The organism is Mesorhizobium sp. M0074 (assembly GCF_040322975.1).
Classification (GTDB): Bacteria; Pseudomonadota; Alphaproteobacteria; order Rhizobiales; family Rhizobiaceae; genus Mesorhizobium.
Genome location: NZ_JAMYUM010000032.1, coordinates 36066 through 60917, shown reverse-complemented (window position 1 = coordinate 60917; position 24852 = coordinate 36066). Strand labels below are relative to the sequence as shown.

Here is a 24852-nt window from a genome sequence, read left to right as displayed (position 1 = left end):
TCTCACAGGCGTCCACCAGCCCGGCGAAAGCCATTTCGAGCTCCTGCGCGCCTTTGCCGACGATGCTCTGCTCGCCAAGGCCTCCGAAGCCTTCACCGCGTATCGATACCGCGCGCATGAATTCGGCGATTCCATGCTGCTCAATCGCCAACCGCTGCTTCTATCGCGCGAACGGAACCGTGCCGAGGTGCTCGAGACCAAGCCTCTACTCGAGGCGTGGCTATGATGTCGGCAGGTTCGGTGGTATTCCGGCCGCACCGCGAACGTCAGCTTCGGAGAAGCGCCGGAAAGGTCGGCAATTGGCGCGATCGAGGCGATGCGGACTTCGCCTACTCAGCAGTTGCCAGCTCGGGTCAAACGGCTTGGTTGGGTGGCAGTCGGTCATCCGCGTCGGCCTTCGGAAGGAGCAGATCGCCGCCGTGCCACGCCACGTCCCTCAGGTGAACTATTCCCAGATTCACGACCCGTCGTATGCTATCCTTGGCCGATTGGTCTGCTTGAGGAGAATTCTTGGAGAGAAGGCTCGCAGCCATCCTGGCGGCTGACGTGGTTGGCTACTCGGCGCTCATGGAGAGTGACGAGGCAGGGACCTTTGAGCGTCTCAGAGCGATACGCACGGAACTGTTTGAGCCCAAAATAGCGGAACGACACGGACGCATATTCAAGCTCATGGGCGACGGACTGCTCGCCGAGTTCTCCAGCGTGGTGGATGCGGTCGAGTGCGCGGTGGCGCTGCAGAGTAGCTTGGTCGAGCGCAACGCGGATTCCGTCGCGAACGATCGCATTGAGGTGAGAATAGGCATCAATCTCGGCGAAGTAATTGTCGAGGGCGAGGATCGCTACGGCGACGGCGTCAACATCGCAGCGCGCCTGCAGCAACTAGCGGAGCCTGGCGGCATCTACATCTCGGTAAAGTTGCTCGCGAAGTCGAAAGGAAGCTTCCCTTTGGCTTCGAATCGATGGGCGAGCAGCATGTCAAGAACATCGCTGAACCGCTCCCGGTCTATCGCGTTCTTCGCCAGCGGTTCGTCGTCGACATGCAACAGCTCAGATCGCCTTCGTTGCCCAACAAGCCGTCCATCGCCGTGCTGCCGTTCACCAACATGAGCGGTGATCCCGAGCAGGAGTATTTCACGGACGGGCTGGTGGAGGACCTCATCACGGGCCTGTCGAAGATACCCGGTCTGTTCGTCATCGCGCGGAACTCCACTTTCGCCTACAAGGGCAGAACGCTCGATATCCGGCAGGTCGCAAGAGAGCTTGGCGTCCGCTACGTGATGGAAGGGAGCGTGCGGCGGGCTGCCGACAGACTGCGCATAACCGCACAGCTTATCGAGGGCAAAGATGCAACCCATGTTTGGGCAGACAAGTTCGAGGGCGCGGCGGAAGACGTGTTCGACCTGCAGGACCGATTGACCGAGAGTATTGTCGGGACGCTTGAACCCACCCTGCGGCGCGCTGAGATCGACCGAGCGCGCCGCAAGCGGCCGGACAGCCTTGACGCATATGATCTCTTCCTGCGCGCCTTGCCACATGCCTACGCCAACACGCCGGCCGATACCAACGAAGCCCTGCGCCTGCTGAACGAGGTCTTGAGTCTCGACCCGAACTACGCTTCCGCACATGGCTATGCGGCCTGGGGATACGAACAGCGCTTCCTGCGCGGAGGCTTCCATCCCGAAGACAGGGCTGCCGCGCTGAAGCACGCCAACATCGCAATGGCGATCGGCGCCGACGATCCCCAGGCGCTGTCGATGGGGGCGTTCGTTCACGCCACGATTACCCATGACTACGCACGGGCCATCAGCGCTCTCGATAGAGCTTTGAAGCTAAACCGCAACTTAGCTCTGGCATACGGCTTCAGCGCGATGGTGCACATGTACAGCGAAACCTATGAACGTGCGTGCGATCACGCGTTCAAGGCACTTCGCCTCAGTCCTTTCGATCCCCTGAACTATCATTCGTACCTGGCGCTGGCCTGGGTCCACCTCTTCACTGGCCGGTATGATGACGCGGTGAACTATTCGACGCTGGCGATCCAAGTAGCGCCCGGCTTCAGCGTCCTCTATGCCAGCCTCGTCGCAGCCTATGTCAATCTCGACCGCCTGGATGCCGCACGCGCAGCCGCCTCGCGGCTGTTGGAGGTCGCGCCGGGCTGGACAAACAGCGCATTCGTGCGGATGAGCGTCGTCCGACCAGAACTCATGGAAATGCTGGCGTCGGCCCTGCGAAAGGCGGGATTGCCGGAATGACCGGGCGAAGCAAGCGCAGGCAGGAAGGGCTGTCGAGAACCATGAAGCCGGCGGCTGGCGCGCCGTCGGTGCACCGGCTAGGCGTATCGTTGCGGCGTCTGCAGAAGGTGTGCCGAGCGCGGCGAAACGATAATGGCCCGCCTGTGGGACGAGCCTCTGAATCGTGCAGCCGGGCTGCTCATCGTGCCGGATGCGGCGAAGCGGACCATAACCGACATTGCATTCCGCTGCGGCAGGAGAGCCGGAGCGTCGCGCGATCCATGGTCTCAAGAGGCGTGATCTGTGGTATCAAAGGCCGGTAAGGGCACGCCGGAGGCGCCGATCCTACCCGCCTCTGACCTGCGGCTTGCGTGTCGCGAATCCTAACTGAGGCCCAACATGGAGCGGAAGCTCGCTGCCATCCTTGCCATCGATGTTGTCGGGTACTCGGCGCTCATGGAGGCGGATGAAGCGGGCACCTTCGACCGGCTAAAACGTGGCCGCAAAGAGCTGTTCGAGCCGGAAATCGCAACACGACACGGGCGAATCTTCAAGCTTATGGGAGACGGCCTGCTGGCGGAGTTCGGCAGCGTGGTGGATGCGGTCGAATGCGCGGTCACGCTTCAACGCGGCATGGCGGAGCGTAACGCGAGCGTCGCCGAAGACCAGCGCTTCGAAGTCAGGATCGGAATCAACCTTGGAGAAGTGATCGTCGAAGGGGACGATCGCTATGGCGAGGGCGTGAACGTGGCCTCGCGCCTCCAGCAACTCGCCGAGCCCAGTGGCATCTGCGTTTCAGAGAAGGTGTCCAAGGAAGTCAGGCAGAAGCTGGCGTTTGCGTTCGAGCCTATGGGCGAGCAGCGGGTGAAGAATATAGCCGAGCCGATATACTGCTATCGCGTAAACCTGCAGCTTCCGAGAGCCGCTCCGGTCGGCCGACTGGCATCGCTGGAATTGCCCGACAAGCCCTCGATCGCGGTTTTGCCTTTCACTAACATGAGCAACGATCCGGAGCAGGAAACCTTTGTCGACGGCTTGACCGAAGACCTGATCACCGACCTATCTCGCTGCGCCGGCCTCTTCGTTATCGCGCGCAACTCGACCTTTGCTTACAAGGGGCGGTCGGTCGATGTGCGTTTGGCCGCGCGTGATCTTGGGGTGCGCTATGTGGTTGAAGGCAGCGCCCGGCGCGCCGCGGGGCGCGTGCGCGTTAATGCGCAGCTGATCGACGCAATCGGCGGCGATCATATCTGGGCCGAGCGCTATGACAGCAGCCTCGAGGACATCTTTGCAGTGCAGGATGAGGTCACGGCCAAGATCGTCGAAGCCCTAGTCGGCCGATTGGCCGGACGGCCGGCGCGCAAACGGCCGACGAGTCTCGAAGCCTATGACCTCTGCGTGCAAGCCCGCGGCGTCAGTTTTCAGACCGGGTTAGGCGCGCGGGAAGCGCGCATGCTCCTGGAAAAGGCGATTGGTCTCGATCCCGACTATGCCGAAGCACATAGCTGGCTGGCCCTCAATCTTTGGCTCGGCTGGCTGTTCTGGGACGAGCCGAAGGAAGCCAACCAGCCTCGCTCGCTCGCGGAAGCGCAGCGGGCAGTGGCGCTCGACCCTAACGATGCCGGGAACCGCTGGGTGCTGGGCATCATACTTGGTCACGAACGGCGTTTCTCGGAATCGGATGCTGAGTTCGAGGCGACCTTCAAGCTCGATCCCAATCATGCCGATGCCTGGGCGATGCGCTCGGATCTCATCACCTTGAGGGGCGACGCGGTCAAAGGCGTCGAATTCGTGAAGCGGGCATTGCGGCTCAATCCGCGCCCACCGGGGTGGTATTATTGGATGGCGGGCCAAGCCTACTATGCGCTCGGCGACTATCAATCCGCGGTCGAGGCTTTACGCAAGCCGGAAACCTACCGCACCACGTCGCGGCGCATGCTAGCGGCAGCCCTCGCGCAGCTCGGGCGCCAGGATGAAGCCCATCAGGAGGCGGAATTCTTCATGATGAGCAATCCCCATTTCAGCATCAAGCACTGGGCAACATCGCAGCCATTCGACGACGAGGAATTGCTCCAGCGCTTCGTCGAAGGCTACCACAAGGCTGGCCTTCCCGACTAAAGGGCGTATCGCTTTGGATCGCCTACTTGCTCTCGTCAGACATAGGCTCGTTTTGGTTGTGAGGGCGATGGCCGTGGGTTCCGATCAATGTCCGTTAAGGGCGGGTTGTGCCCCATTGTGAAGGTGCACTTCATCGGCACCGACAACCAACAACTTTCAAACCGAATCCTTTGTAGCGCTTCCAGGTGAGACGCTAGAATTCGCGGGCTCACGTCGAGCGCTGCGGCTGCGGAGGGCGGCATGGCGAAGAAGAATGCCCAACTGGAACAGAGGCCACATTGTCGGTCAGAAGCCTCCTCTCAAGCCGTGCGAGGTCTGGAGCATTAGCACACGACTGCAGGTGTCAGGCGCGGCACGTGATCTGGCACTGGTCAATTTTGTCATACACAGCAAACTTCGATGCTGTGACCTCGTCACGATCACGGTCGGCGACGTGGCGCTATCCGGCACGTTTCGCGACCGGGCGGTAATCGTCCAGCGTAAGACCGGACGACCAGTACAATTCGAGATCACGGAGCAGACTCGAGCTGCCATCAGCGCCCAGCGTCGGGCTCGATCCCAAGCGATACCGAACTCATTCGATGAGGCGTACCAAAGCCGCGCAGATCTACACGAAGACGGGAAACATTCGCGCGGTGCAACTGCTCCTGGGCCATACGAGAGCACGGTCCGCTATCTCGGCATCGAAGTGGACGACGCTTTGGCGATCTCTGAACAGATCGACCTGTGAAATGAACCTGCGACAACGGACAGAGCGACGCGGGCTGGAAGCGTCGCTTTGTGACCCTTTCGAGACCTTGCGAGGCCGATTTTCCTTCCCGGAACCAGACGTTAAGCGCAACCAGTACTGATGACCCTGTGCAGACCTTTGCGTCGATGACTCGGCCCGGCCGCAGTAAACTCGAAGTGGCCATTCTGAACCGCGCAAACAGTCTCCCTGACAGCGAGGTGCTGGCGGGACGTTTGGCGGAGTAAGTTTTGCGCTCGCAACCAACGCAAATTGGGCGTACCGTGGCATATCGTCGGTTGCTAATACTGGGCCGGCGACGGAGAGCGCAAGACTCCCGCATCAAGACTCTGGGCGCGCTCGTAATTCGCTGTGTTCGGCGCGCTCACAAGACTGTCTGTCACTGCCGGAACCTCTTTTGCTCGGTTCCGGCCAGAATTGCCATTTGCGATTCGGAAGAGGAGCGTTCGGATGCAGATCATGCAAACCCGCCGCCGATTCCTGGCCGGCGCTGCAGCGGTAAGCGCTGCCGGTATTGTCGGTCTTCCGGAGTCGCTTCACGCGGAACCGCCGCTGGAAACGACCACGGTTCGGCTGCCGCGGTGGGTTGGTGGTTCCTACTGCTGGGCCGGCGCGTACATCGCCGGAGAACTGATGCGCGCAGATGGCTTCACCGACGTTTGCTACGTAGAAGCCGACAGAAGCGTCGACCAATCGGAGTGGATCGCACGCGGTGAGACGGATTTCTCGGTCAACTTTCCGCCGAACCAAATCGCGTCGATCGATGCCGGCGTGCCGATCAAGGTGCTAACCGGGTTGCACTCGGGATGCCTCGAACTGATCGCCAAGGAGAGCATCCGCAGCGTCGCGGATCTGCGGGGCAAGAGGGTGGGCGTGGATGGTTTCAATAACTCGCGACACGTGTGGCTGACTCTCATGTCCGCTTATGTCGGGCTCGATCCCGTGAACGATATCCAATGGGTCCTGACTGAAGACGCCACCCCGACGGAGCTCTTCGTCCAAGGAAAGATCGACGGATTCCTCGGCACGCCGCCCCAGCCGCAGGAGCTGCGCGCCAAGAAGATCGGCCACACGATACTCAACAATGCCGTCGACCGCCCATGGTCACAGTATTTCTGCTGCATGATCTCCGCGACAACGGACTACGTGAACAGGTACCCGGTGGCGACCAAGCGGGTCTTGCGATCCATCCTCAAGGCGGCTGACCTCTGCGTGTCGAATCCGCAGAGGGTGGCCCGGCAGATGGTCGATCGCGATTTCGTCCCATCGTATGACTACGCGCTCCAAACGCTGAAGGATATCCGGTACGACCGGTGGCGGGAATTCGATCCTGAAGACTCCCTGCGGTTCTACACACTCCGCATGCAGGAGACGGGCATGATCAAATCGAGCCCGCAACAGATCATCGCCGACGGAACGGACTGGCGCTTCCTCGACGAGTTGAAGCGTGAGCTGAAAACCTGATCCCATTTGTCTCAAGGGGAGACGTGGACATGGAAATCATCCAGAGCCGCCGGCGCTTCCTGGCCGGCCTTTCGGCAGCCGGCGCCGCGAGCCTAGTCGGGGTCCAGCAATCGCTCCCCTCAGAGCCACCGCCGGAAACGACTAGCGTCCGCAGGCGAGCCGCTGCGGAGCCACCGCCTGAGACGACGCGGATCCGGCTCGTCCGGATTCCCAGCATCTGTCAGGCCCCCCAGTATGTAGCCGAAGAACTGCTGCGCAGCGAAGGGTTCACTGAGGTGCACTACCTCCAAAAAGAGGGGACCGCAGACATCGCGTCGGCCCTCGCCTCTGGTGAAGCCGACCTCAGTGCGCATTTCGCCGCCCCGCTCCTTCTCAGCCTGGAAGCGGGGGATCCCATCGTAATCCTGGCAGGACTCCACGTCGGCTGCTTTGAGCTGTTCGGCACCGATCGCATCCAGTCGATCCGCGACCTCAAGGGGAAGACCGTGGCCGTGCCAGCGCTAGATTCCAGCCGATACGTCTTTCTCGGCGCTATGACGGCTTATGTGGGCCTGGACCTCCATAAGGACATACACTTCGTCACGCATCCGGGACCCGAGTCCATCCCGCTCCTAAGTGAGGGGAAGATCGATGCCTACCTAGGCTTTCCCCCCGAACCGCAGGAGATGCGGGAGCGGCAGATCGGACATGTGGTGATTAGCAGCACCGTGGACCGGCCCTGGTCGCAATACTTCTGCTGCATGCTGGCTGGGAACCGGGAGTTCGTCCGCACGTATCCGGTGGCCACCAAACGCGCCCTCCGCGCCATCTTGAAAGCGGCGGATTTCTGCGCCAGCGAGCCGGAGCAGTCCGCGCAGTACTTGGTGGAGCAGGGCTATACTAGGCGCTATGACCATGCCCTCCAGGTCATAAAGGGGCTCCCCTACGGTTGGCGTGGGTATAGCGCTGAGGACACCCTGCGCTTCTACGCCTTGCGCCTCCACGAGGTCGGGATGCTAAAGAGCACCCCCCAGAAGCTCTTGGCCCAAGGCACCGACTGGCGCTTCTTCAGCGAACTGAAGGAGGAGTTGAAGACGTAGGCAATCGCCAACACGCCGTGCGCCCTATCGAGGGAAGGAGTGGCTTATGCAGATCATCCAGAACCGCCGCCGTTTCCTAGCCGGCGCTGCGTCAGCCGGCGCCGCGGGCCTTATCGGCACCTCTACGCAAGCCTGGGCTGAGCCGCTGCCGGAGACCACCTCGGTCCGCCTGCCGCGGTACATCGGCGGCGCCTATTGCTGGGCGGGCCTGTACCTCGCCGGAGAGATGCTGCGCGCCGAGGGATTCACCGATGTCCGCTATGTGCAAGGTGACAAGAAGGTTGATCATTCCGCGTGGATCGCAAACGGCGAGACGGATTTCAGTGTGAACTATGTGCCGATTCATCTGGCGTCGATCGATGCAGGAGTGCCGATCAGGGTACTAAGCGGACTGCACTCCGGGTGCCTCGAACTGATCGCCAACGACAGCGTCAAAGGCGTCTCGGACCTGCGGGGAAAGCGGGTTGGGGTCTTTACGCTTGATTCGCCGCAACACGTGTTGGTTTCTCTGATGGCCGCCTATGTTGGGCTCGATCCCGTCAACGACATCGAATGGGTCATCGAAGAGCACAATTTTGCGGAAGGCTTCGTCGAAGGAAAGTACGATGCAGTGCTCGGCCAACCGCCCCGCACGCAGGAACTTCGCTCCAGGAAAGTAGGCCACACAATCCTCAACTCGACCACCGACCCGCCGTGGTCGCAGCACTTCTGCTGCATGATTTCCGCGACTGCGGATTATGTAGACAGATACCCGGCGGCGACAAAGCGCGTCCTGCGGTCCATCCTCAAGGGCGCCGACCTCTGTGTCTCAGATCCGTCATGGACTGCAGGGCAGCTGGTCGATCGAGGTTTCGTCCCCAGCTACGAACTCGCGCTGCAAACGCTTGGCGACCTCCGGTACGACAGATGGCGGGATTTCGATGCCGAAGCCTCGATGCGCTTCTACGCGCTGCGCATGTACGAAACGGGCATGATCAAGTCGAGCCCGCAAGAGATAATCGCCACCGGAACGGATTGGCGCTTTCTCGATCAACTAAAGCAGGAGTTGAAGACGTAGGCAATCGCCGAACGTCGTGTCCCATCAGGGAAGGAAAGGCTTATGCAGATCATCCAGAACCGCCGCCGTTTCCTCACAGGCCTGTCCGCGCTCGCAGGTGTGGGTCTTGCAAAGGGCCGCAACGCGGCCGCCGCCGAAGCGGCACCTGAAACCACGGTCGCCCGCTTTGCGGCGGCGCCGGGTATCTGCATCGCTCCGCAGTACGTCGCCGAGGATCTGATCCGCGCAGAGGGGTTCTCAGATTTCGGCTTCGTGGCCGCCGAGGCCGGTATCGCCCAGACCGAGATGCTGGCGCGCGGCGACATCGACTTCGGCATTGACTTTGCCACGGCCCTAATCATTCCGGTCGACACTGGCGCTCCGATCAAGGTGATCTCCGGAGTCCATGTCGGCTGCTACGAGTTGTTCGGACGCGAGAACATCAAGAGCATCGCGGATCTCAAGGGCCGCAAAGTCGGCGTCGGCGGCAATCTATCGTCGGATCCGCATATCTTCGTCAGTGCTATGGCGACCTATATCGGCCTCGATCCGCAACGCGACATCGAATGGATCGTCGGCGAGGCAAAGCCGGCGGAGCTCTTCGCCGAGGGCAAGGTCGACGCCTTCCTGGCTTTTCCGCCTGAGGCTCAGGACCTGCGCACCCGCAAAGTCGGCCACGTCATCCTCGACAGTTCCAAGGACCGGCCGTGGTCACAATATTACTGCTGCATGCTGGCGGTCAACGCCGCGTATGCCGAGAAAAATCCAGCTGCCACCAAGCGCGTCATCCGGGCCATCATCAAATCGGCCGACATCTGCGCGGCCGAACCGGAACGGGTGGCACGCCTGCTGGTGGATGGCGGACACACCGAACAATACGACTACGCCGTGCAGTCGCTCCGCGAGCTCCCATACTCTGATTGGCGCGACTTCGATCCCGAGGACACGATGAGGTTCTTCTCGCTGCGGCTGCATGAAGCCGGGATTGTCAAGTCGAGCCCAAACGAGATCATCGCGAACGGCACGGATTGGCGCCTTTTCAACGAGGTCAAGCGCGAGATGAAAACGTGAGCGAGTGGCCGGCGCGCATCTTGCTGCTGGCGCTGATGGCCGGGCCAGCACACGCGCACGACGCGCCCCACGACGAGCGCCTGCCGACGATCGGACAGGCGCCGGACTTTACCTTGGTATCGCAGGACAGGGTGCGCGTGTCGCTGCACGACTTTCGCGGCAAGGTGGTCGCCGTCTCATTCATCTATACGCACTGTACCGACGTCTGCCCCATGCTGACCGCCCATATGGCCAGCGTGCAGGAAAAGTTGGGTAGTGCATTCGGACCGAAAATCGCCTTCGTTTCGATCACCGTCGACCCGGAGCGCGACACGCCCGATGTTTTGAAGGAATATGCGCAGAATTTTGGCGCCGATCTGAAGGGCTGGTCGTTTCTTACCGGTGATCCGGCGATTGTCCATGAGGTTGGACGGAAATACGGGGTCATCGCGAAGAAAGCGGCGAACGGAGATGTCGACCATACCTTGTTGACGTCGCTCGTGGACCCCGGTGGCATCTTGCGAGTACAGTATCTTGGTGTCCGGTTCGACCTGGAGGAGTTCCGGGATGACCTTCTCAGCCTCTTGGACGAATCCAAATAGCATAACGAACCGGCTCGTTGGCTGGGTTGCCCGGCTGCCGGCGCGCGTCCAGACCAAGCTCTTGATCGCGTTCCTGTCGATTGTCGGCCTGCTGATCGTGCTCGGGGCCGTCGGGTTGCAGGTGCTGAGTGGGGTCAATGATCAAACAAACGAGCTGATCAAGTTGCAGCGCCGGATAGCAGCCTATCGCCAGGTCCAGCACGATACGACCACCCAGCTCTACGGCATCTCCACCGCCCTTTTGCTTCAGGACGACCGGATGCTGGATGCGGCGCTGCGCCAGCTCAACCAGTTCGGCTACGACCTCGACCGCATGGAGTTCGTCGCCAAAGCCGAGGTGGAAGTGCTTGGCCAGGTCAGGCAAGAGTACGAACGGCTGACGGCCGGGGTGACGCACGTGGCAGAGCTCGTCCGCGCCGGCCGCACTGAGGAGGCGCGCAAGGTTCAGCTTGATGAAATCATACCGTCGGCTGATAGCCTCGAGCGGCTGACAAACCAGCTGGTCAACATGGCCGAGGCCGACATGGTAGTGGCCATCGAAACGACCGAGGGTGCGTACGGCACGTCCAGACTGATCGTGGTCTCGTTTGCTGTGGGCAGTATCCTGCTGGCGTTGGGGCTCGGCTACATCATCTCCTGGTCGTTGATCGAACCGGTCAAGAAGATCGAGACGCGCCTCAGCCAGATAGCGGCCGGCGACTTCGCCCAACAGGTTGCCGTCGCCAATCGCGACGAACTTGGAGTGCTCGCCGCTAACGTCAACCAGACCTCCGACCAGCTGGGGCGCCTGTATCAGGAGATTGAGACACGCACCCAGCAGCTCGACGAAGCCCTTCAGCAGCAGACAGCCACTGCAGACGTTCTGAAGGTCATCAGCCGCTCTACCTTCGATCTGCAGGTCGTGCTCGATACGTTGGTGGAATCGGCTGTCAGGCTCTGCCGTGCCGACAAGGGTGGTATCGTGCAGTTGCTGGATGGCGTATTCCGCTATGTGTCGACGCATGGCTACCCGCCCAGTTTCCGTGCTTATGTCGACGCCAATCCACTTCCAGCGCTTGCCGCAGGCCGAGGCTCCGCCGTAGGGCGCGTAATCGAAGATCGGCGGATCGTGCAAATCGAAGACGTGACCGCTGATCCGGACTACCGCGTCGCCTTGATCGCTGAGGCAGGCGGATTCCGCACCGTCCTCGCTGCCCCGCTGTTGCGGGAAGGTGATCTCGTTGGCGTATTCGTCATGACGAGGGTTGAGCCGCAACCTTTCAATCCCAAGGAGATCGCGCTCGTCGAGACATTCGCCGACCAGGCGGTGATCGCCATCGAGAATGCGCGGCTTTTCGAGGCGGTGCAGTCACGGACGCGCGAGCTTGCCGCGTCTGTTGGTGAGCTCGAGGCGCTTGGTGAGGTGAGCAAGGCGGTCAATTCGACGCTGGATCTCGACACGGTGCTGAAAACGATCGTCGCCAAAGCGGTCCAGTTGTCGGAGACGGATGCTGGCACCATCTACGTGTTCAGCAGCACGCGGCAGCAATTCCGTTCGCGCGCAAACTTCGGTATGAGCGATGAGCTTATCGCCGCAGTCTCACACCAGACGATCGGGCTGGCCGACATGGGGATCGGCGACGCACCCGGGCGCTGCATGCCGGTGCAGTTTCCCGACCTCAGCGAGGAGGCCTCATCCTTCCTTGTAAGAAAGACGATCCTCGAAGCCGGATATCGCGGTATCCTGATCGTTCCGCTGCTGAGGCCCAACAAGATCGTCGGTGCACTGGTCGTCAGGCGCTACAAGCCAGGTGCCTTCCATGAGCAAGTTGTCCACCTGCTGGAGACCTTCGCAGCCCAATCGGTGCTCGCGATCCAGAATGCCAAGCTGTTCCGGGAGATTGAGGAGAAAGGCCGGGAGTTGGAGGCTGCTAGCCGCCACAAGTCGCAGTTCCTAGCGAACATGAGTCACGAGCTCAGGACACCGCTCAATTCGGTCTTAGGCTTCACAGAACTGCTGGTCGACGGCATCTACGGCGAACTCCCGGACAAGGCAAAGACGACCGTCGCGCGCGTGCAGGCAAACGGCCGTCACCTCCTCGGGCTCATCAACGACGTACTCGACCTTTCCAAGATCGAAGCCGGCCAGCTCACGCTGGCGATCGAGGACTACTCCGTCGCGCAGATTGTTCGTTCGGCCGTTACGGCTGTCGAGCCGCTGGCACGAGCGAAGGGTCTCGAGCTTTCAACGGCTGTTGCCGAGAAACTTCCAATCGGCCGCGGGGACGAACGCCGTTTGACGCAGGTCCTGCTCAATCTTGCAGGCAATGCCGTCAAGTTCACCGAAACGGGTGCGGTCGACATTCTTGCCGATGCGGTCGACGGGCACTTCGAGATCACCGTCCGAGACACCGGCCCCGGCATCGCGTCCAAGGACCAGGCTCTCATCTTCGAAGAATTCCAGCAGGTCGACAACAGCAGCACCAGGCAGAAGGGTGGCACAGGTCTTGGCCTGGCGATCTCGAAGCGCATCGTTGAAATGCATGGCGGAACCATAGACGTCGAGTCCGTGAGCGGGTCAGGGTCGACATTCCGTCTCAAGGTACCAATCCGGGTGAATGAGGACGTGAGGGCCGCATGAGCAAACGAATCCTGATGGTGGAAGACACCGAGGACAACCGCCAGATCATCCGCGATCTCATTGCCACCACCGAATACGAACTGATCGAGGCAGCGGACGGCGCCGCCGGCATCGCTGCAGCCGGAGCGCACAGGCCAGACCTGATCCTTATGGACATTCAGCTCCCGGTGATCGACGGGTATGAAGCGGCCCGCCGCATCAAGGCCGACCCGGCGCTCCGGCACATTCCGATTATCGCCGTCACCTCCTACGCGTTGTCGGGCGACGAGGCGAAAGCCCTTGCTGCTGGGTGCGATGGTTACATTGCCAAGCCATTCAGTCCGCGCCAGCTGCTTTCCGAGATTCGCGGGTTCCTTTCTTGAGGGAGGCAGCGCTTTGCACGATCCGCCTCGCATTCTCGCGGTCGACGATACTCCGGAAAACCTCGAGATCCTGCGCATGCGCCTCGAGGCGAATGGCTACGAAGTTGCAACCGCCGCCGATGGGGAAGAGGGGCTTGCGAAAGCCCGCGAACTCACGCCGGATCTGATCCTGCTCGACATCATGATGCCGAAGCTCGACGGCATCAGTGTAGTACGCATGCTCAAGCACGATCAATCGCTGCGATCGATCCCCGTTATTCTGGTCACCGCTAAAGCCGACACGCGCGACGTGGTCGAGGGGCTGGACGCCGGTGGCGACGACTATCTGACAAAGCCCTTCGAGCACAGGGCGCTGTTAGCGCGGGTGCGCTCGATGCTGCGCCAGAAGGCGCTTCACGACACTGTCGCGAGCCAAGCCAAACGCCTTGAGGACCAAGCCGCGCAACTTTCCGACTGGAATCGCTCGCTCGAGCAAACCGTGGCCGACCAGGTGACGGAGCTCGATCGAATGGCGCGGCTCAGGCGGTTCCTGCCCGAACAGGTCGCCGACCTCATCGTTGCGGCGGGCAATGGAGATGCGCTCTTGCAGAGCCACCGTCGCGAGGTGACCGTTGTCTTTTGCGATTTGCGCGGCTTTACGGCCTTCGCAGAGACCGCCGAACCCGAAGAAGTCATGACCGTTCTTGCCGAGTATCATTCCTGTCTTGGTGAACAAATTGTCCGCCACGAGGGGACTCTCGAGCGGTTCGTGGGCGACGGGATCGTCGTGGTTTTCAACGATCCACTGCCATGCGCCGACCACAGCGAGAGAGCTGTCTCAATGGCTGCTGCAATGCGCGACGCGATTGACGAGCATTCAGAGCGATGGCGCAAGCGGGACTATTTGCTTGGCTTTGGGATCGGCATTGCCAGGGGCCACGCAACCATCGGGCGCATCGGTTTTGATCAGCGCTCGGACTATGCCGTCATCGGCACTGTGTCGAACCATGCCGCCCGATTGTGCGAGGAGGCCAAATCGCGCCAGATTCTTGTTAGCCAGCGGGTCCTCGGCGCTGTCGAGTCGCTGGTCGAATCCGTTCTTGTTGGCGAACTGACGCTGAAGGGTTTTCGCCGCCCGATGCCTGCCTATGAAATCGTGCGGTGGATCGGTCGGCCAAGCTAGGGTTGGACGCACGCTGGTCTCTTTCGGAGATACGGCCCATCGAACCGTCGGCACAAAGCATCCCAGCCACGACCGATCTCGAATCCGCCCGCAACGGGGAGAAAGTGTGCGTTCTGCCAGTAGCAACCCTGATGGCAGCCTGTGGCGCGACTGCGCCCATTACCGCGGTCAGCTTCAACGGGAGAGCCGGCATCCGACCTATTGAAGTACCCCTCATTGTCGGCTCCGGAGGCGCTACAATGCGCGAGCCCGCATCGCGCGCTTCGGGCGGTTATCGTACAGAAGAGGACAGGGCGGCCAGTGCAGTTCGAGATCACGGAGCAGACACGCGCAGCCGTCAGTGCATGGATCGCAGGCCGAGGCCTGACCGAAACGGATTTCCTTTTCCCGAGCCGGGTTCGCGCTAAGCCGCACATGTCTACGAGGCAGTATGGGAGGATCGTAGGCAGATGGGTATCCAGCATCGGTCTCTATCCAAAGCGATACGGAACACACTCAATGAGGCGGACAAAGGCATCACAAATCTACAAGAAAACGGGCAACATCCGCGCCGTCCAGCTGCTACTCGGTCACACGAAGCTGGAGAGCACCGTCCGCTACCTCGGGATAGAGGTCGATGACGCGCTGGCGATTTCCGAGCAAGTCGAACTATAGGCTACGCGGAGCGGCGCCGGCATGAAGCGTCGCTCCGTGACCCGAACCGGACCTTGCTGACACGCAGACAGTGTCCGCCGCGCGACGTGGCCGCAGTGGTTGCCGGTTCCAAGAAGACGCCCGCCGCAGAGTCCGCCTGCGATCCGTTCCGACGTCACACACCAATTGCAGAGGCTATTACAGCGGTATAGCCAGCGAGTGGGCGAGCTTGATGAGATCGGCCTGGCGGCTTGCTCCCGTCTTGAGGAAGATGTGCTCGAGATGTGTCTTAAACGGTCGTGCGCCGGATCCCAAGCGCCGCTGGCGTCTCCAGCGTCGTCCTGCCGGCAGCGATCTGCTCGAAGACGTGCGCCTCGGCGGCGGTAAACCCGCAGCATGCTCACCGAAAAAGACGATCGCTGATCACCCCTCACCATAGCGTCATGGTCCAAGACAGCGGAGATCCTTGTCCAACGCATTGTCTGAATCGATAGCCGCCAATCGATTCACGACATCGATGGAAATCTGAGATGTCGTCCCAGCCTATGGAAGGGCCGGCATCTCCCCGTCACCGACCCGCCAGGTCCACGCACCCATCTCTGGCCGGTTCGCGATCATGTCCTGCAACGAAGCCTCGAACGCTTCGTCCGCACCGGCCGGGATGACAAAGAGTGTCGTCGCTGGCTTGGAATGCCTCCATCCCCACAGGAATATGCCCGAGGGTTAAGAACGGCCTCGATGACCGACCGTCTTTCGTCCACCAAATCGGCATAGGTCGAGCTGACGAAGATCTGGTATTTAACGTCCATGCGGCTTCACCCTTCGATCCGCCCTTGTAAGTCTGCAAGCAGGCTGGGGATAACGTTCCGTGCCCGCATCAAGAAGCCGAGTCATGATTCTTGCAAGGGGTGAAGTGATCAAAGCCCGACCCGCGCGCTGGCACGCTAGGTTGCCCGGTTTGCCGGAACGAATAATCACTTGCGGCCGAGGAGTATGAAACGTGCGGTGCCCCCCGCCGCGGCGACAGCCTTCGCTATTCCTTCTTGTCGACCAGCGCCCGTAGTGCCGAGACGTCATGCAGCAATAACCTGCTGCCGCGCTTTTCGATCAGGCCTCTCTTGGCGAGGTCGCTCATTTCGCGCGAGACCGCTTCCCTGTGCGTGCTCATCGTTGCCGCCAGCTCGGAATGCGTCGGTGCCGGGCTTATGGACACCTCGCCGTCCACGAGTGCGGCTTTCTCCGCCCGATGCAGGAGCTCGACGATCAGCCGTTTTCGCACGACCAGAGTGCTGTATTCGAATACCCGCTCGGTCATGCGCCGGAGCTGGGCAGACAGATGCTCAAGCAGCATCCAGGCAAAAGTCGGGTGGGTCATCACGATATCCCGGAATGCTGTGCCGGACAGCCGTGCAGCGCGGGTTGCCTCCAGCGCGACTACGCTGGCAGAGCGTGCAATCCCGTCAATGCCTCCGAGCTCCCCGAAAATGTCACCCGGTTCGACATCGCGATACGCTATCTCCCTGCCGTCCGCTGAAACCAGTGTCACGCGAGCCCGTCCTTCCAGCAGGAAGAAGACATCGCGACCAGTGTCGCCGTGGGAAATGATTAGCTCGTTGTGTCGATAGCTGCGCTCGTGCCACCGTTTGGTCAGCGCGGCGAGGTCGGCATCGCAAAGTCTTGAGATGAAGGCCAGAGAGCCTGTCACAACGGTCTCTTGTTCAATCAAGTGTACTTCACCTTACTCCCTATCCAAGGAAATTTGATGGCCGCAGGCCCCGCTTTCCGGGATGCAAACTGGGAGCGGATTTCGCCAATGTTTTCCCCGGTGTGGGAATTCCCACAGCCGAGCCTGGTTCGACTGTCATATCCTTGTTGCAACGTCAGGCCCGCCGGCTCGTGTGCAAGCCGGCGAAGGGAAAGGGAACAGTCATGAAATTCTTGGCTCCCGTCACAAAACTTGCTGCGGGGTTTCGCAAATTCGTCGCGCCGCGCTACCGCCCGGAGCTTTATTACATGCGTGGCCCGGGGCCAGCCACCGCCCGCCGTATGGGCACGCCGCGGCAAAACCAATCCATCGACCACTACGCCTAACTTGCCTCGCGGACGGCTGACGCTCTCGCCCGGAGTGCCGTTCGCGCCGTTCCGTACCGGTCAATTCAGATCAATGAAGGGACGATCTGATCATGGTTATAATTCATGCTGCCGCCATTGGTCCATTTCGCAGGTGGTTACGCCTCCGCGCCGAGCGAAAAGCTCTCTTGTCGGCAACGGACCAGTTGAGCCGTTTACCCGATGACGTCCTTGGCGACATCGGCATCTCACGTGACGAAATCATGTGCGATTTGCGAAGCCGCGCCATCCGTCATGCGGGGGCAGGCGCGGCCGGCACGACGATCGAGCGCACCAGGATCGCTTCGGCCTCGATCCCGAGACGGTTGGCTGCCGGCAGTGGCTACGCCTCGGCCGAGATCCCCTTTGGCTGGTCCACGAGCGCGCGATCGAGCCTTACATCGCGGCTTCGACAAGCAGCGGCGCGCGGACGGGACCTTCGAACGGCACTACACCTGCGACCCCAAGGACTGAATGTTGACCGACGGGAGCTGGGGAGGATCTCAAAATGATCATGTCAGTTGTTAAGTCCCTCGCGCCTGTGACGCTCGGCACCGTGCTGATCGCAATCAGTCCGGCTTCATTGTCGGCTTCTGACGCTCAGGACCTCGCGTTCGCTCACGCTGACATGCCAATCAAACAGCTGAAAGACGTCTATTTGGATTGCGAGCGGGGAGGCCGCCGGTGCGCTGGGGACGGAAGACGTGATGTACTGTTCGATGCGCGAGTTCGGACTAGGCGTGCGATAGCAGTTTGCGCATAATCAACGATGCATGGCCTTCTGCACCGTGCGACGCGGCCCTGCGATCGATCACTTCGAACCATGTTTGCGGTAAAAGGCCATTGCCCGGTCGTTTCCCTCGAGCACTTCGAGTGCGATGCTCGGAATGCCCGAATGGGCGGCAAAGACAGCGTGCAATATATTAGCGGCTAGCCCGGTGCCGTACTCGCTTTGATCGATGTGGATCCCGTCAAGCATGACGTCGCCGGCTTCATTCATCTTAGCCATCGCGTAGCCGGCAATCGAGCCGTCTGGCCGTTCTGCCACGAACGACATTTTGTTGGTGTCTGTCAGTTTCGCCGCAATCCGCTGCAGCGTGTGATCTTCATCCGAAATCCGGGCCGCGGTCTCGGCACCCATGATTGGCGAGTACGTCCTGCGCCAAGACTCTCCAATGAGCAGCGATACCGACGGCACGTCCTGCTCAGTCATGGCTCTGATTTGCGTCATCGATAATGTCCCCTGCCGGTCAATTATAGCGTTGCCGGACGGGCCGCTCAAATTCGGAGCGGCGGCCTACCGCCGCTTCATCGCATGGGGGTCACGCCGTTCCCTTACACCTACCATCAGGCATGGTCCGCAGGTCGACTCCTACCGATGAGCTAACGTCCGCTCTGGAGAAGCACCGCGAATGTCTGAACATGGCGCTCCTTGCCCGTTCGGGTGGACAAAACGAACAGCCGCTGTCCACCTCTGAGCGGCAGTTTAGTTGGGTGCCAAGCGTTAGATTTTGGCAGGAAGCGGCCGGCTTTGCGACCGCCAAGCCGACCGCGGTCGATCAGCCCGCGCAGTTCTGGAACAGGTTCGGTAGCCGGTGGACCTCGTCGAGCATAACCAGCTTGTCCTGATGCTCGGCCAAATAAAGCTCCGGCTCGGCAAGCCGTGCGCGGTCGGCGTCCGACTCGAGGTCAAGGTAGATCGAAGGACGCCGTTCGGCTATTTCCGGCGCCAGGGTTGTCTTGCCGACCTGAAGCGGCCCGAGCAGCGCAACAGCGGGCATGCTGTCCAGCGTCTCGGTGAGTTCTATGCTGATGCGGCGTCCAATTATCCTTGCAATTATGGAGTACAGTTCCAGTTTTGCAAGGAAACCGGCAGCCCAGCCGTGCAAGACGCGCAGAGGCAAGGGCGTTAAAAGGCGCCGACGCCTTAGTTGTGAGATTGGCCCGGAACCGATCCCGCCGATGCTGACCCGGTTCATCACAATAAACAGAGCATTCGCCAAGGCACGACGGACTCTGAAACCGGGTTGATTGTCCGACCATGACGGTCGGATAACTGTCAGGACGAATTCCGATCGCGCAGGAACGCGACGAAGATCGGTAAGGCAGGATTGGCGTTGTCGGGTCGCCAACGGGCTAAACTGGAGATCTGAATTGGTTTGCCCCGATCCGCAGCTTACGACAGATCGCATCTTTAAGAACCCTGTAGGCATCTCGGTCGTGGATCAGAGCGACTACAAGCCGGTTTCCGACGAGGCGCAAAGATGCCTGCACTGACGTGATGTTCGAGGATTGGAGGATGCTGCACGCCGCGTCCAACAGCGTCGGCGAGCAGAAATGCTTCGCCTCTGCGGACGAGCAACGTCTCTTGCTCCAGATCCTGCCACTCGATCACGGAATGGCTTGCGAGAGAATGATTTGAAGCAAGAACGACAGCCAGAGTGTCTTTCCACAGTGTCAGTTCGCATGCGCCGCCGGTGAATCGGGAGGAGAAGGACACGACGACGTCGGCCTGGGTGGCACCCAGAGCAGCCTTCGGCGAAGGATAAGAACTCTCTATCAAGCTGACGGTCACATTTGCATGAGATTGCCCGAACTCGATGATTGCATCCAAGCCTCGCCCGGCGAGGATGATTCCGTTGGAGCCGATGGAAAGCTTTCATGTTCATCTTTGGTGGCGGTCCTGGCCAGAGTGAGAGTATCATCAAGCTCGAGCAGCACGGAGCGCGGACGCTCCAGGAAAGCGCTCGCCTGCCGGGGTTGGGCCGATGTCGCGGGCATGGCGGCGAAATCCTCGTTCCCATGGCGTATTCGAGATCGCGTATGCGCCGGCTGACGGCGGAGTGATCGATCCCTGCGCGTCGCGAGGCGCGAAGAAAGCTGCCCTCCTCCGCGACCACAAGTGCATAATTGAGGGTCGCGAGTTGGACGGAGCTCCGCATCTCTGCTCAAAGTCAAGTTGGCGACAAAACGCGTTTGAGCGCTTTTGGCCGCTGCGGACTATCGCCAGATCTCAGTATTGACAAAGGGTGGGCAGTCCAACCCTCCTTAGAAGAACAATACTGAAAACACCGTGCATGGCCGCACTCGTTTCGGATTGCTTGGCGCATGGCCAACCGTTCCCGAAACGAGTGCTGCTGTGTTTAGTCCAGTATTGGAGGCTCCAATTGGTGGGGTAATCTTGTCCGTATCTTTGCACGATGTGCTTGCCAATGGCACTACCAAGATTTGGCGAGTGACAGCACGGGTCAGTCGCACGCATCATCGCCCAATGCCATGGTGAGGAGATGATGCGGTGATACAGACAAGCACACCGAGATCCGGCCAGCAGACACATTCGAGCAACATCAACAGCGAGACTGTCGCGTGGCCTCTGGTGGTAGGAGTCGGTCGGGCACACGCCCATCACGGGGAATTCCTCCAAGGCGTCTTTGAAGCGGAAAACGGACGGCTTTGTCGCGGACTCGTCACGCTTCCGCTGACGTCGCAAGAGTCGCTAGTGACCTTCTGGCCGGATGAACAAGATGGCATTCGGCCGCGACCCGCAAACCGGATCAAAGCGGCGCGCGCGGCGGCCCTCACGCTCGAGCATGTCGGGGTAGCTGGAAGAGGGGGAGAATTGACGATCGAAAGCTCTATTCCGATAGGGCACGGCTACGGTTCCTCTACGGCAGACGTCATTGCGTCGATCCGCGCGGTCGCGGCTTCGGCGCGCGTCACGCTGCGCCAGTCAACTGTTGCGCGACTGGCGGTGGCCGCGGAAGGCGCAAGCGACGCCATCGCCTACTGCGACCAAGCTCTCCTCTTCGCTCACCGGGAAGGCCGTACAATCGAACATTTCGGAGGCGAGTTCCCGCCCTTTCTCGTTGTGGGTTTCAGGGACGGCAGTGCCCGGCCCATCGACACGCTGGGCATGCGACGAGCACGCTACGATAGTGAGGAAATCGGAGTCTTCCGTGTTCTGCGCGGATTGGCGTGTCGCTCAATTAGGCGACAAGATCCCCGCCTGCTTGGACGTGTCGCAACCATCAGCGCCAGGATAAGTCAGAGGTATCTGCCGAAGGCAGCTTTCAACACTGTTCTGGACATAGCGCGCGGGCATGACGCATGCGGCGTGCAAGTGGCTCACAGTGGCACTTTGATCGGCATCCTCCTGGATGCTGCCGCACCGCGACCCGCCATGCGCGCCGTCGAACTCGCAAGGCAGTTGAGGGGCGCAGGCTTCACAGATGTTCATACATTTGGCCTTAACGCCGAAACGAGAGTAATCCAGTGAGCGCAGGTGAAGACTACTTACGCGCCTATGAAACACCGCGATTTGCCCAGCTCGCGCCTAACCTCAACGCCGCCTGCTTTTCCCTCATGAAGCTGCTGCCCGCCCGATTCATGGTGGACCGTGCAGAAGCATCAGGACGCCTTAAGCGCGGTGGGCACATCATTGAAACGACGTCGGGCACGTTCGGCCTGGCCATCGCCATGCTAGCTGCCGCCCGCGGGTATGGGCTTACGCTCGTCACGGCCTCCAGCCTCATCGACGTGAAACTCAAGAGACGGCTGGAACAGCTCGGTGCCAAAGTGATGGCCATCGATGATCCTCAGGGAGACGGCAATCAGCGTGGTCGGCTCGAGTACCTTCAGAAGACCTTGCAAGATAACCCGGACACGTATTGGCCACGACAGTACGACAGTCCGGAAAACCGGCTTGCCTACGCGCGCCTGGCGGATCTCGTTGTTCGTTCACTCCGCCGCGTCGATTGCCTCGTCGGCTGCGTGGGAACAGGGGGATCGCTGTGTGGAACCGGAGGTTTCCTTCGTGAGCTCTTTCCAGATCTCAGGATGATTGCTGTCGATACCCACAGAAGCATGCTCTTCGGCCAGCCTGTCGGAAGGCGCATGCTGCGCGGGCTCGGCAACAGCGTTTTGCCGGACAATGTTCGACATGAGATGATCGACGATATTCATTGGGTGGGCGCATTACCAGCTTACGCCATGGCGCATGGGCTTTTTCGCGATCACGGGCTGTTCATGGGCCCGACCAGCGGCGCCGCAGCCCTGGTCGGCGCATGGTTCGCCAAGCAAAATCCCGAAGCCTCCACCGTCGTCATAATGCCAGATGAAGGGCATCGTCATTCCGATACAGTCTATAACCCGGATTGGCTCGCCGGCTTGAAGGACTGGCCAATCTCAATTCCACTTGAGCCAACAGTTCTCAAGCGAATTCACCCGGCCGAGGAGACGGCATGGACCAGATTTCCTTGGGACCGTAGAACTCTAAGCGCCGTTCTCGCAGAGTTTGAGGGCTCGTCCCCGGCGGAGCGACAGGTCTGAATTCAGAGCTTTGACGCGACAAGGCAGCACCGGCCAAGAGTCAGACGGGGTGCATCACCCGGTGAAGAAAATCCCTAGTGCGTTCGTGCTTCGGGTGTCGAAGGAGGTCCTTGGCCGGACCTTGCTCGACGATCCGGCCGCCGTCGAGAAAGAGGACACTATCGGAAACCTCGCGGGCGAACTGAATTTCGTGCGTAACCACGAGCATGGTCATGTTCTCGTGTGCGAGCGCGCGCATGACCTGCAGGACCTCGCCGACCGTTTCCGGGTCAAGTGCGGAGGTGGGCTCGTCGAAAAGAATGGCCTGTGGGCGCATCGCCAGGGCGCGGGCGATGGCCACGCGCTGCTGTTGGCCGCCCGACAATGACGCGGGATAGGCATTCGTCTTATCGGCCAAGCCGACGCGATTGAGCAATGCCGTGGCCCGCTCCCGGACCTGCTTCCTATTTTCCTTCAGCACGTAGAGCGGCCCTTCCATGACATTTTCCAGGGCTGTGCGGTGCGGAAACAGGTTGAAACGTTGGAAAACCATGGAAACGCGGGCGCAGATGGCGTGAACCTGGGGCGAGGCGGCATCGACCACGGTGCCGTCGATGCTGATGCGACCGCGCTGATAGGTCTCAAGCCCGTTCACACATCGTAGAAGCGTCGATTTGCCGGAACCCGAGGGCCCAATCAGACATACGACCTGTCCTTTGGCGATCTCGGCGTTGATCCCCTTGAGGACTTCGTGGGCACCGAAGGACTTGTGCACGTTGTCAAAGGTGATCATCCCGCCGCCCCAAGATAGCTTTCGACTCTGCGCATAAACAGGTTCAGCGGAACCGTCAGGCACAGGTAAAGCAGTGCCACCAAGGTAAAAACTGTCATGTTGTCGAATGTGGACGACGCAAGCATCTTGCCTTGCATGGTCAGCTCCTGAACCGAAATCACCGACACAAGCGAGGAGTCCTTCAGCAGCATGACCATGTTGTTGGCGTAAGGCGGCAGGATAATCTTGAATGCCTGCGGCAGCACCACGCGGCGCATCATCAACGGACGCTTCATTCCGATCGATTTTGCCGCTTCGACCTGACCCTTATCGACCGCCTCGATGCCAGCCCGGAAAGTTTCCCCGAGATAGCAGGAGTGAGCCAGCCCCAGCCCGATCGTGCCAGCCTGGAGCGCAGTCAGGTTGATGCCGATCTCGGGCGCGACAAAGTAGATATAAAAGAGAACCACCAACAGTGGTATGCCGCGCACGAAGTCGACAAGGAGCCGCGTCGGCACGGCGACACAGCGTATCCCCGATGTCCTGAACAGCGCCCAGACAAGGCCGAGCGCCGTCGCAAGACACAGCGCAAGAAAGGTTATCATGACGGTCAGCCAAACGCCGTTAAGAAGAAGCGGCAGATATTCCGTTGCATGCGCGATGAATTTGGTCATGGCCGGCTTCCTCTTGGCACGTACCCCGGCCGTCAAAGCCGGTCATTCCGATGCGATCCCTTGGTCCTGCCAGCCGGCGCTTCTGTCGAGGTCAGTGCGGGTTGGCCTCAAAGGCCATATTTGGCAAATATTCGGCTTAATTCGCCGCTTTCCTTCAGCTTGGCGATGGAGGCATTCACCTTTTCGAGAAGCAGTGGATTTTCCTTGGCAACCGCCAACGCGACCTCGCCTTTTTTCATCGGCTGATAGCCGTCGACGAGGCGAACACCCAGGTCGGGATTCTTTGAAAGCTGATATGCGACGATCGGGGCGTCACCGAAACCGGCCTTGATGCGGCCCAGAACCACATCGCGCATCATGTCAGCGATTGAGTCGTAGAGCTTGACTTGACCGAAGACGCCAAGCGCTTCCAGAGCGTCAGCGTAGGTCGAGCCGATCTGCGCCCCGACGGTCGCACCTCTGAGCTCGTCGATCGTGTAGTTTTTGCTATCGCCGGCAGCAACAAACATCGCCTCGCCATACGCGTAAACCGGCGTGCTGAAATCGATCACCTGCTTTCGTTTGTCCGTTATGAACATGCTGGCGGAAATCAGATTGATTTTGTCGGTCGTCAATGCCGGGATCAGGGCTGGAAAAGCGTTTATTTGAAAATCGGCGGTCGTACCAAGGCTCGCGGCAATCGCACTTGCCAGATCGACCATCGCGCCTGTCGGCTTTTGGGTTGCGGTGTCGACAAACGTGAACGGCACTCCGGTTGGCGTGACGCCGACCCTGAGGGTTTCCTCAGCCATCGTCTGAGTTGCCATTGCGACACTGAGGGCTGCGAGCCAGCCGATGAGTGTTTTGCGAAGCATGAAAATTCCCCTTTCATCATGTTTGAATCGA

21 protein-coding genes and 4 pseudogenes are annotated in these 24852 nt (G+C 60.4%); 16 read left to right on the top strand and 9 right to left on the bottom strand.

Annotated elements, in window-relative coordinates:
* From NKJ73_RS30995 to NKJ73_RS30930, 13 genes and pseudogenes are all read left to right on the top strand, one after another.
* Nucleotides 1–226, top strand: a pseudogene (locus NKJ73_RS30995) (hypothetical protein); the annotation flags it as partial.
* Nucleotides 227–510: 284 nt separating this feature from the next.
* Nucleotides 511–2252, top strand: a pseudogene (locus NKJ73_RS30985) (adenylate/guanylate cyclase domain-containing protein).
* 378 nt (nucleotides 2253–2630) lie between these two features.
* Nucleotides 2631–4349 carry an adenylate/guanylate cyclase domain-containing protein gene (locus NKJ73_RS30980; RefSeq protein ID WP_352572176.1) on the top strand — a complete coding sequence of 573 codons (1719 nt, stop codon included), beginning with the start codon at nucleotides 2631–2633 and terminating at the stop codon, nucleotides 4347–4349.
* A gap of 253 nt (nucleotides 4350–4602) precedes the next feature.
* Nucleotides 4603–5079: pseudogene (locus tag NKJ73_RS30975) on the top strand (site-specific integrase).
* A 468-nt stretch (nucleotides 5080–5547) separates the two neighbouring features.
* Nucleotides 5548–6561, top strand: coding sequence for an ABC transporter substrate-binding protein (locus NKJ73_RS30970; RefSeq protein WP_352572175.1), 1014 nt, complete (start codon nucleotides 5548–5550; stop codon nucleotides 6559–6561).
* 29 nt (nucleotides 6562–6590) lie between these two features.
* Nucleotides 6591–7640 carry an ABC transporter substrate-binding protein gene (locus tag NKJ73_RS30965; protein ID WP_352572174.1) on the top strand — a complete coding sequence of 350 codons (1050 nt, stop codon included), beginning with the start codon at nucleotides 6591–6593 and terminating at the stop codon, nucleotides 7638–7640.
* A gap of 46 nt (nucleotides 7641–7686) precedes the next feature.
* Nucleotides 7687–8697: an ABC transporter substrate-binding protein gene (locus NKJ73_RS30960; RefSeq protein WP_352572173.1), complete on the top strand. Its 1011-nt coding sequence runs from the start codon at nucleotides 7687–7689 to the stop codon at nucleotides 8695–8697.
* Nucleotides 8698–8739: 42 nt separating this feature from the next.
* A complete protein-coding gene (locus NKJ73_RS30955) occupies nucleotides 8740–9747 on the top strand; it encodes an ABC transporter substrate-binding protein (RefSeq protein WP_352572172.1) in 1008 nt (335 codons plus the stop codon).
* Nucleotides 9748–9767: 20 nt separating this feature from the next.
* On the top strand, nucleotides 9768–10328 hold the full coding sequence (locus NKJ73_RS30950; RefSeq protein ID WP_352572171.1) for an SCO family protein: 561 nt from the start codon (nucleotides 9768–9770) through the stop codon (nucleotides 10326–10328).
* Complete coding sequence (locus tag NKJ73_RS30945) at nucleotides 10294–12948, top strand: GAF domain-containing protein (protein WP_352572170.1); 2655 nt, start codon at nucleotides 10294–10296, stop codon at nucleotides 12946–12948. Before NKJ73_RS30950 ends, NKJ73_RS30945 begins: the two co-directional genes overlap by 35 nt.
* Nucleotides 12945–13310 (top strand): response regulator, encoded by a 366-nt coding sequence (locus tag NKJ73_RS30940; protein WP_140762002.1) that lies wholly within the window; start codon nucleotides 12945–12947, stop codon nucleotides 13308–13310. Before NKJ73_RS30945 ends, NKJ73_RS30940 begins: the two co-directional genes overlap by 4 nt.
* Nucleotides 13228–14472 carry an adenylate/guanylate cyclase domain-containing protein gene (locus NKJ73_RS30935; protein ID WP_352572169.1) on the top strand — a complete coding sequence of 415 codons (1245 nt, stop codon included), beginning with the start codon at nucleotides 13228–13230 and terminating at the stop codon, nucleotides 14470–14472. The genes NKJ73_RS30940 and NKJ73_RS30935 overlap by 83 nt, the downstream gene beginning before the upstream one ends.
* A 216-nt stretch (nucleotides 14473–14688) precedes the next feature.
* Nucleotides 14689–15126 (top strand): tyrosine-type recombinase/integrase, encoded by a 438-nt coding sequence (locus NKJ73_RS30930; RefSeq protein ID WP_502903663.1) that lies wholly within the window; start codon nucleotides 14689–14691, stop codon nucleotides 15124–15126.
* 593 nt (nucleotides 15127–15719) lie between these two features.
* On the opposite strand, the gene NKJ73_RS30920 is transcribed toward NKJ73_RS30930, so the two are convergent.
* Together NKJ73_RS30920 and NKJ73_RS30915 are read right to left on the bottom strand one after the other, a co-directional pair.
* Nucleotides 15720–15914 carry a DUF4062 domain-containing protein gene (locus tag NKJ73_RS30920; protein WP_352458912.1) on the bottom strand — a complete coding sequence of 65 codons (195 nt, stop codon included), beginning with the start codon at nucleotides 15912–15914 and terminating at the stop codon, nucleotides 15720–15722.
* Nucleotides 15915–16138: 224 nt separating this feature from the next.
* A complete protein-coding gene (locus NKJ73_RS30915) occupies nucleotides 16139–16810 on the bottom strand; it encodes a Crp/Fnr family transcriptional regulator (protein WP_029356805.1) in 672 nt (223 codons plus the stop codon).
* Between the two features lie 224 nt (nucleotides 16811–17034).
* Here NKJ73_RS30915 and NKJ73_RS30910 point away from each other — a divergent pair, with 224 nt between their 5' ends.
* The gene (locus NKJ73_RS30910) at nucleotides 17035–17196 is read left to right on the top strand and encodes a hypothetical protein (protein ID WP_167522729.1); all 162 of its coding nucleotides are present in this window, start codon (nucleotides 17035–17037) and stop codon (nucleotides 17194–17196) included.
* A gap of 829 nt (nucleotides 17197–18025) precedes the next feature.
* Here NKJ73_RS30910 and NKJ73_RS30905 read toward each other — a convergent pair.
* The 4 genes and pseudogenes from NKJ73_RS30905 to NKJ73_RS30890 all read right to left on the bottom strand — a co-directional run.
* Nucleotides 18026–18427: a GNAT family N-acetyltransferase gene (locus NKJ73_RS30905; RefSeq protein ID WP_352572168.1), complete on the bottom strand. Its 402-nt coding sequence runs from the start codon at nucleotides 18425–18427 to the stop codon at nucleotides 18026–18028.
* Between the two features lie 346 nt (nucleotides 18428–18773).
* Nucleotides 18774–19217, bottom strand: coding sequence for an AAA family ATPase (locus NKJ73_RS30900; protein ID WP_245274799.1), 444 nt, complete (start codon nucleotides 19215–19217; stop codon nucleotides 18774–18776).
* A 191-nt stretch (nucleotides 19218–19408) separates the two neighbouring features.
* Nucleotides 19409–19864, bottom strand: coding sequence for a LysR substrate-binding domain-containing protein (locus NKJ73_RS30895; protein WP_352572178.1), 456 nt, complete (start codon nucleotides 19862–19864; stop codon nucleotides 19409–19411).
* 154 nt (nucleotides 19865–20018) lie between these two features.
* Nucleotides 20019–20156 (bottom strand): annotated as a pseudogene (locus NKJ73_RS30890) (helix-turn-helix domain-containing protein); the annotation flags it as partial.
* A 353-nt stretch (nucleotides 20157–20509) separates the two neighbouring features.
* Between NKJ73_RS30890 and NKJ73_RS30885 the strand changes: the two are divergent.
* Nucleotides 20510–21490 carry a GHMP family kinase ATP-binding protein gene (locus NKJ73_RS30885; protein ID WP_502905409.1) on the top strand — a complete coding sequence of 327 codons (981 nt, stop codon included), beginning with the start codon at nucleotides 20510–20512 and terminating at the stop codon, nucleotides 21488–21490.
* Nucleotides 21487–22542 (top strand): cysteine synthase family protein, encoded by a 1056-nt coding sequence (locus NKJ73_RS30880; RefSeq protein ID WP_352572166.1) that lies wholly within the window; start codon nucleotides 21487–21489, stop codon nucleotides 22540–22542. Before NKJ73_RS30885 ends, NKJ73_RS30880 begins: the two co-directional genes overlap by 4 nt.
* A 40-nt stretch (nucleotides 22543–22582) precedes the next feature.
* On the opposite strand, the gene NKJ73_RS30875 is transcribed toward NKJ73_RS30880, so the two are convergent.
* The 3 genes from NKJ73_RS30875 to NKJ73_RS30865 form a co-directional block, all read right to left on the bottom strand.
* Nucleotides 22583–23314 (bottom strand): amino acid ABC transporter ATP-binding protein, encoded by a 732-nt coding sequence (locus tag NKJ73_RS30875; RefSeq protein WP_352572165.1) that lies wholly within the window; start codon nucleotides 23312–23314, stop codon nucleotides 22583–22585.
* On the bottom strand, nucleotides 23311–23967 hold the full coding sequence (locus NKJ73_RS30870) for an amino acid ABC transporter permease (protein WP_352458031.1): 657 nt from the start codon (nucleotides 23965–23967) through the stop codon (nucleotides 23311–23313). The genes NKJ73_RS30875 and NKJ73_RS30870 overlap by 4 nt, the downstream gene beginning before the upstream one ends.
* A 107-nt stretch (nucleotides 23968–24074) precedes the next feature.
* On the bottom strand, nucleotides 24075–24821 hold the full coding sequence (locus tag NKJ73_RS30865; RefSeq protein WP_352572164.1) for a substrate-binding periplasmic protein: 747 nt from the start codon (nucleotides 24819–24821) through the stop codon (nucleotides 24075–24077).
* Between the last annotated feature and the right edge of the window lie 31 nt (nucleotides 24822–24852).

Coding starts and splice junctions, on each gene's coding strand:
- NKJ73_RS30945 (WP_352572170.1), top strand. CDS start 10,294: ATGACCTTCTCAGCCTCTTGGACGAATCCAAATAGCATAACGAACCGG.
- NKJ73_RS30905 (WP_352572168.1), bottom strand. CDS start 18,427: ATGACTGAGCAGGACGTGCCGTCGGTATCGCTGCTCATTGGAGAGTCT.
- NKJ73_RS30910 (WP_167522729.1), top strand. CDS start 17,035: ATGAAATTCTTGGCTCCCGTCACAAAACTTGCTGCGGGGTTTCGCAAA.
- NKJ73_RS30965 (WP_352572174.1), top strand. CDS start 6,591: ATGGAAATCATCCAGAGCCGCCGGCGCTTCCTGGCCGGCCTTTCGGCA.
- NKJ73_RS30955 (WP_352572172.1), top strand. CDS start 8,740: ATGCAGATCATCCAGAACCGCCGCCGTTTCCTCACAGGCCTGTCCGCG.
- NKJ73_RS30865 (WP_352572164.1), bottom strand. CDS start 24,821: ATGCTTCGCAAAACACTCATCGGCTGGCTCGCAGCCCTCAGTGTCGCA.
- NKJ73_RS30940 (WP_140762002.1), top strand. CDS start 12,945: ATGAGCAAACGAATCCTGATGGTGGAAGACACCGAGGACAACCGCCAG.
- NKJ73_RS30960 (WP_352572173.1), top strand. CDS start 7,687: ATGCAGATCATCCAGAACCGCCGCCGTTTCCTAGCCGGCGCTGCGTCA.
- NKJ73_RS30875 (WP_352572165.1), bottom strand. CDS start 23,314: ATGATCACCTTTGACAACGTGCACAAGTCCTTCGGTGCCCACGAAGTC.
- NKJ73_RS30870 (WP_352458031.1), bottom strand. CDS start 23,967: ATGACCAAATTCATCGCGCATGCAACGGAATATCTGCCGCTTCTTCTT.
- NKJ73_RS30970 (WP_352572175.1), top strand. CDS start 5,548: ATGCAGATCATGCAAACCCGCCGCCGATTCCTGGCCGGCGCTGCAGCG.
- NKJ73_RS30920 (WP_352458912.1), bottom strand. CDS start 15,914: ATGGACGTTAAATACCAGATCTTCGTCAGCTCGACCTATGCCGATTTG.
- NKJ73_RS30980 (WP_352572176.1), top strand. CDS start 2,631: ATGGAGCGGAAGCTCGCTGCCATCCTTGCCATCGATGTTGTCGGGTAC.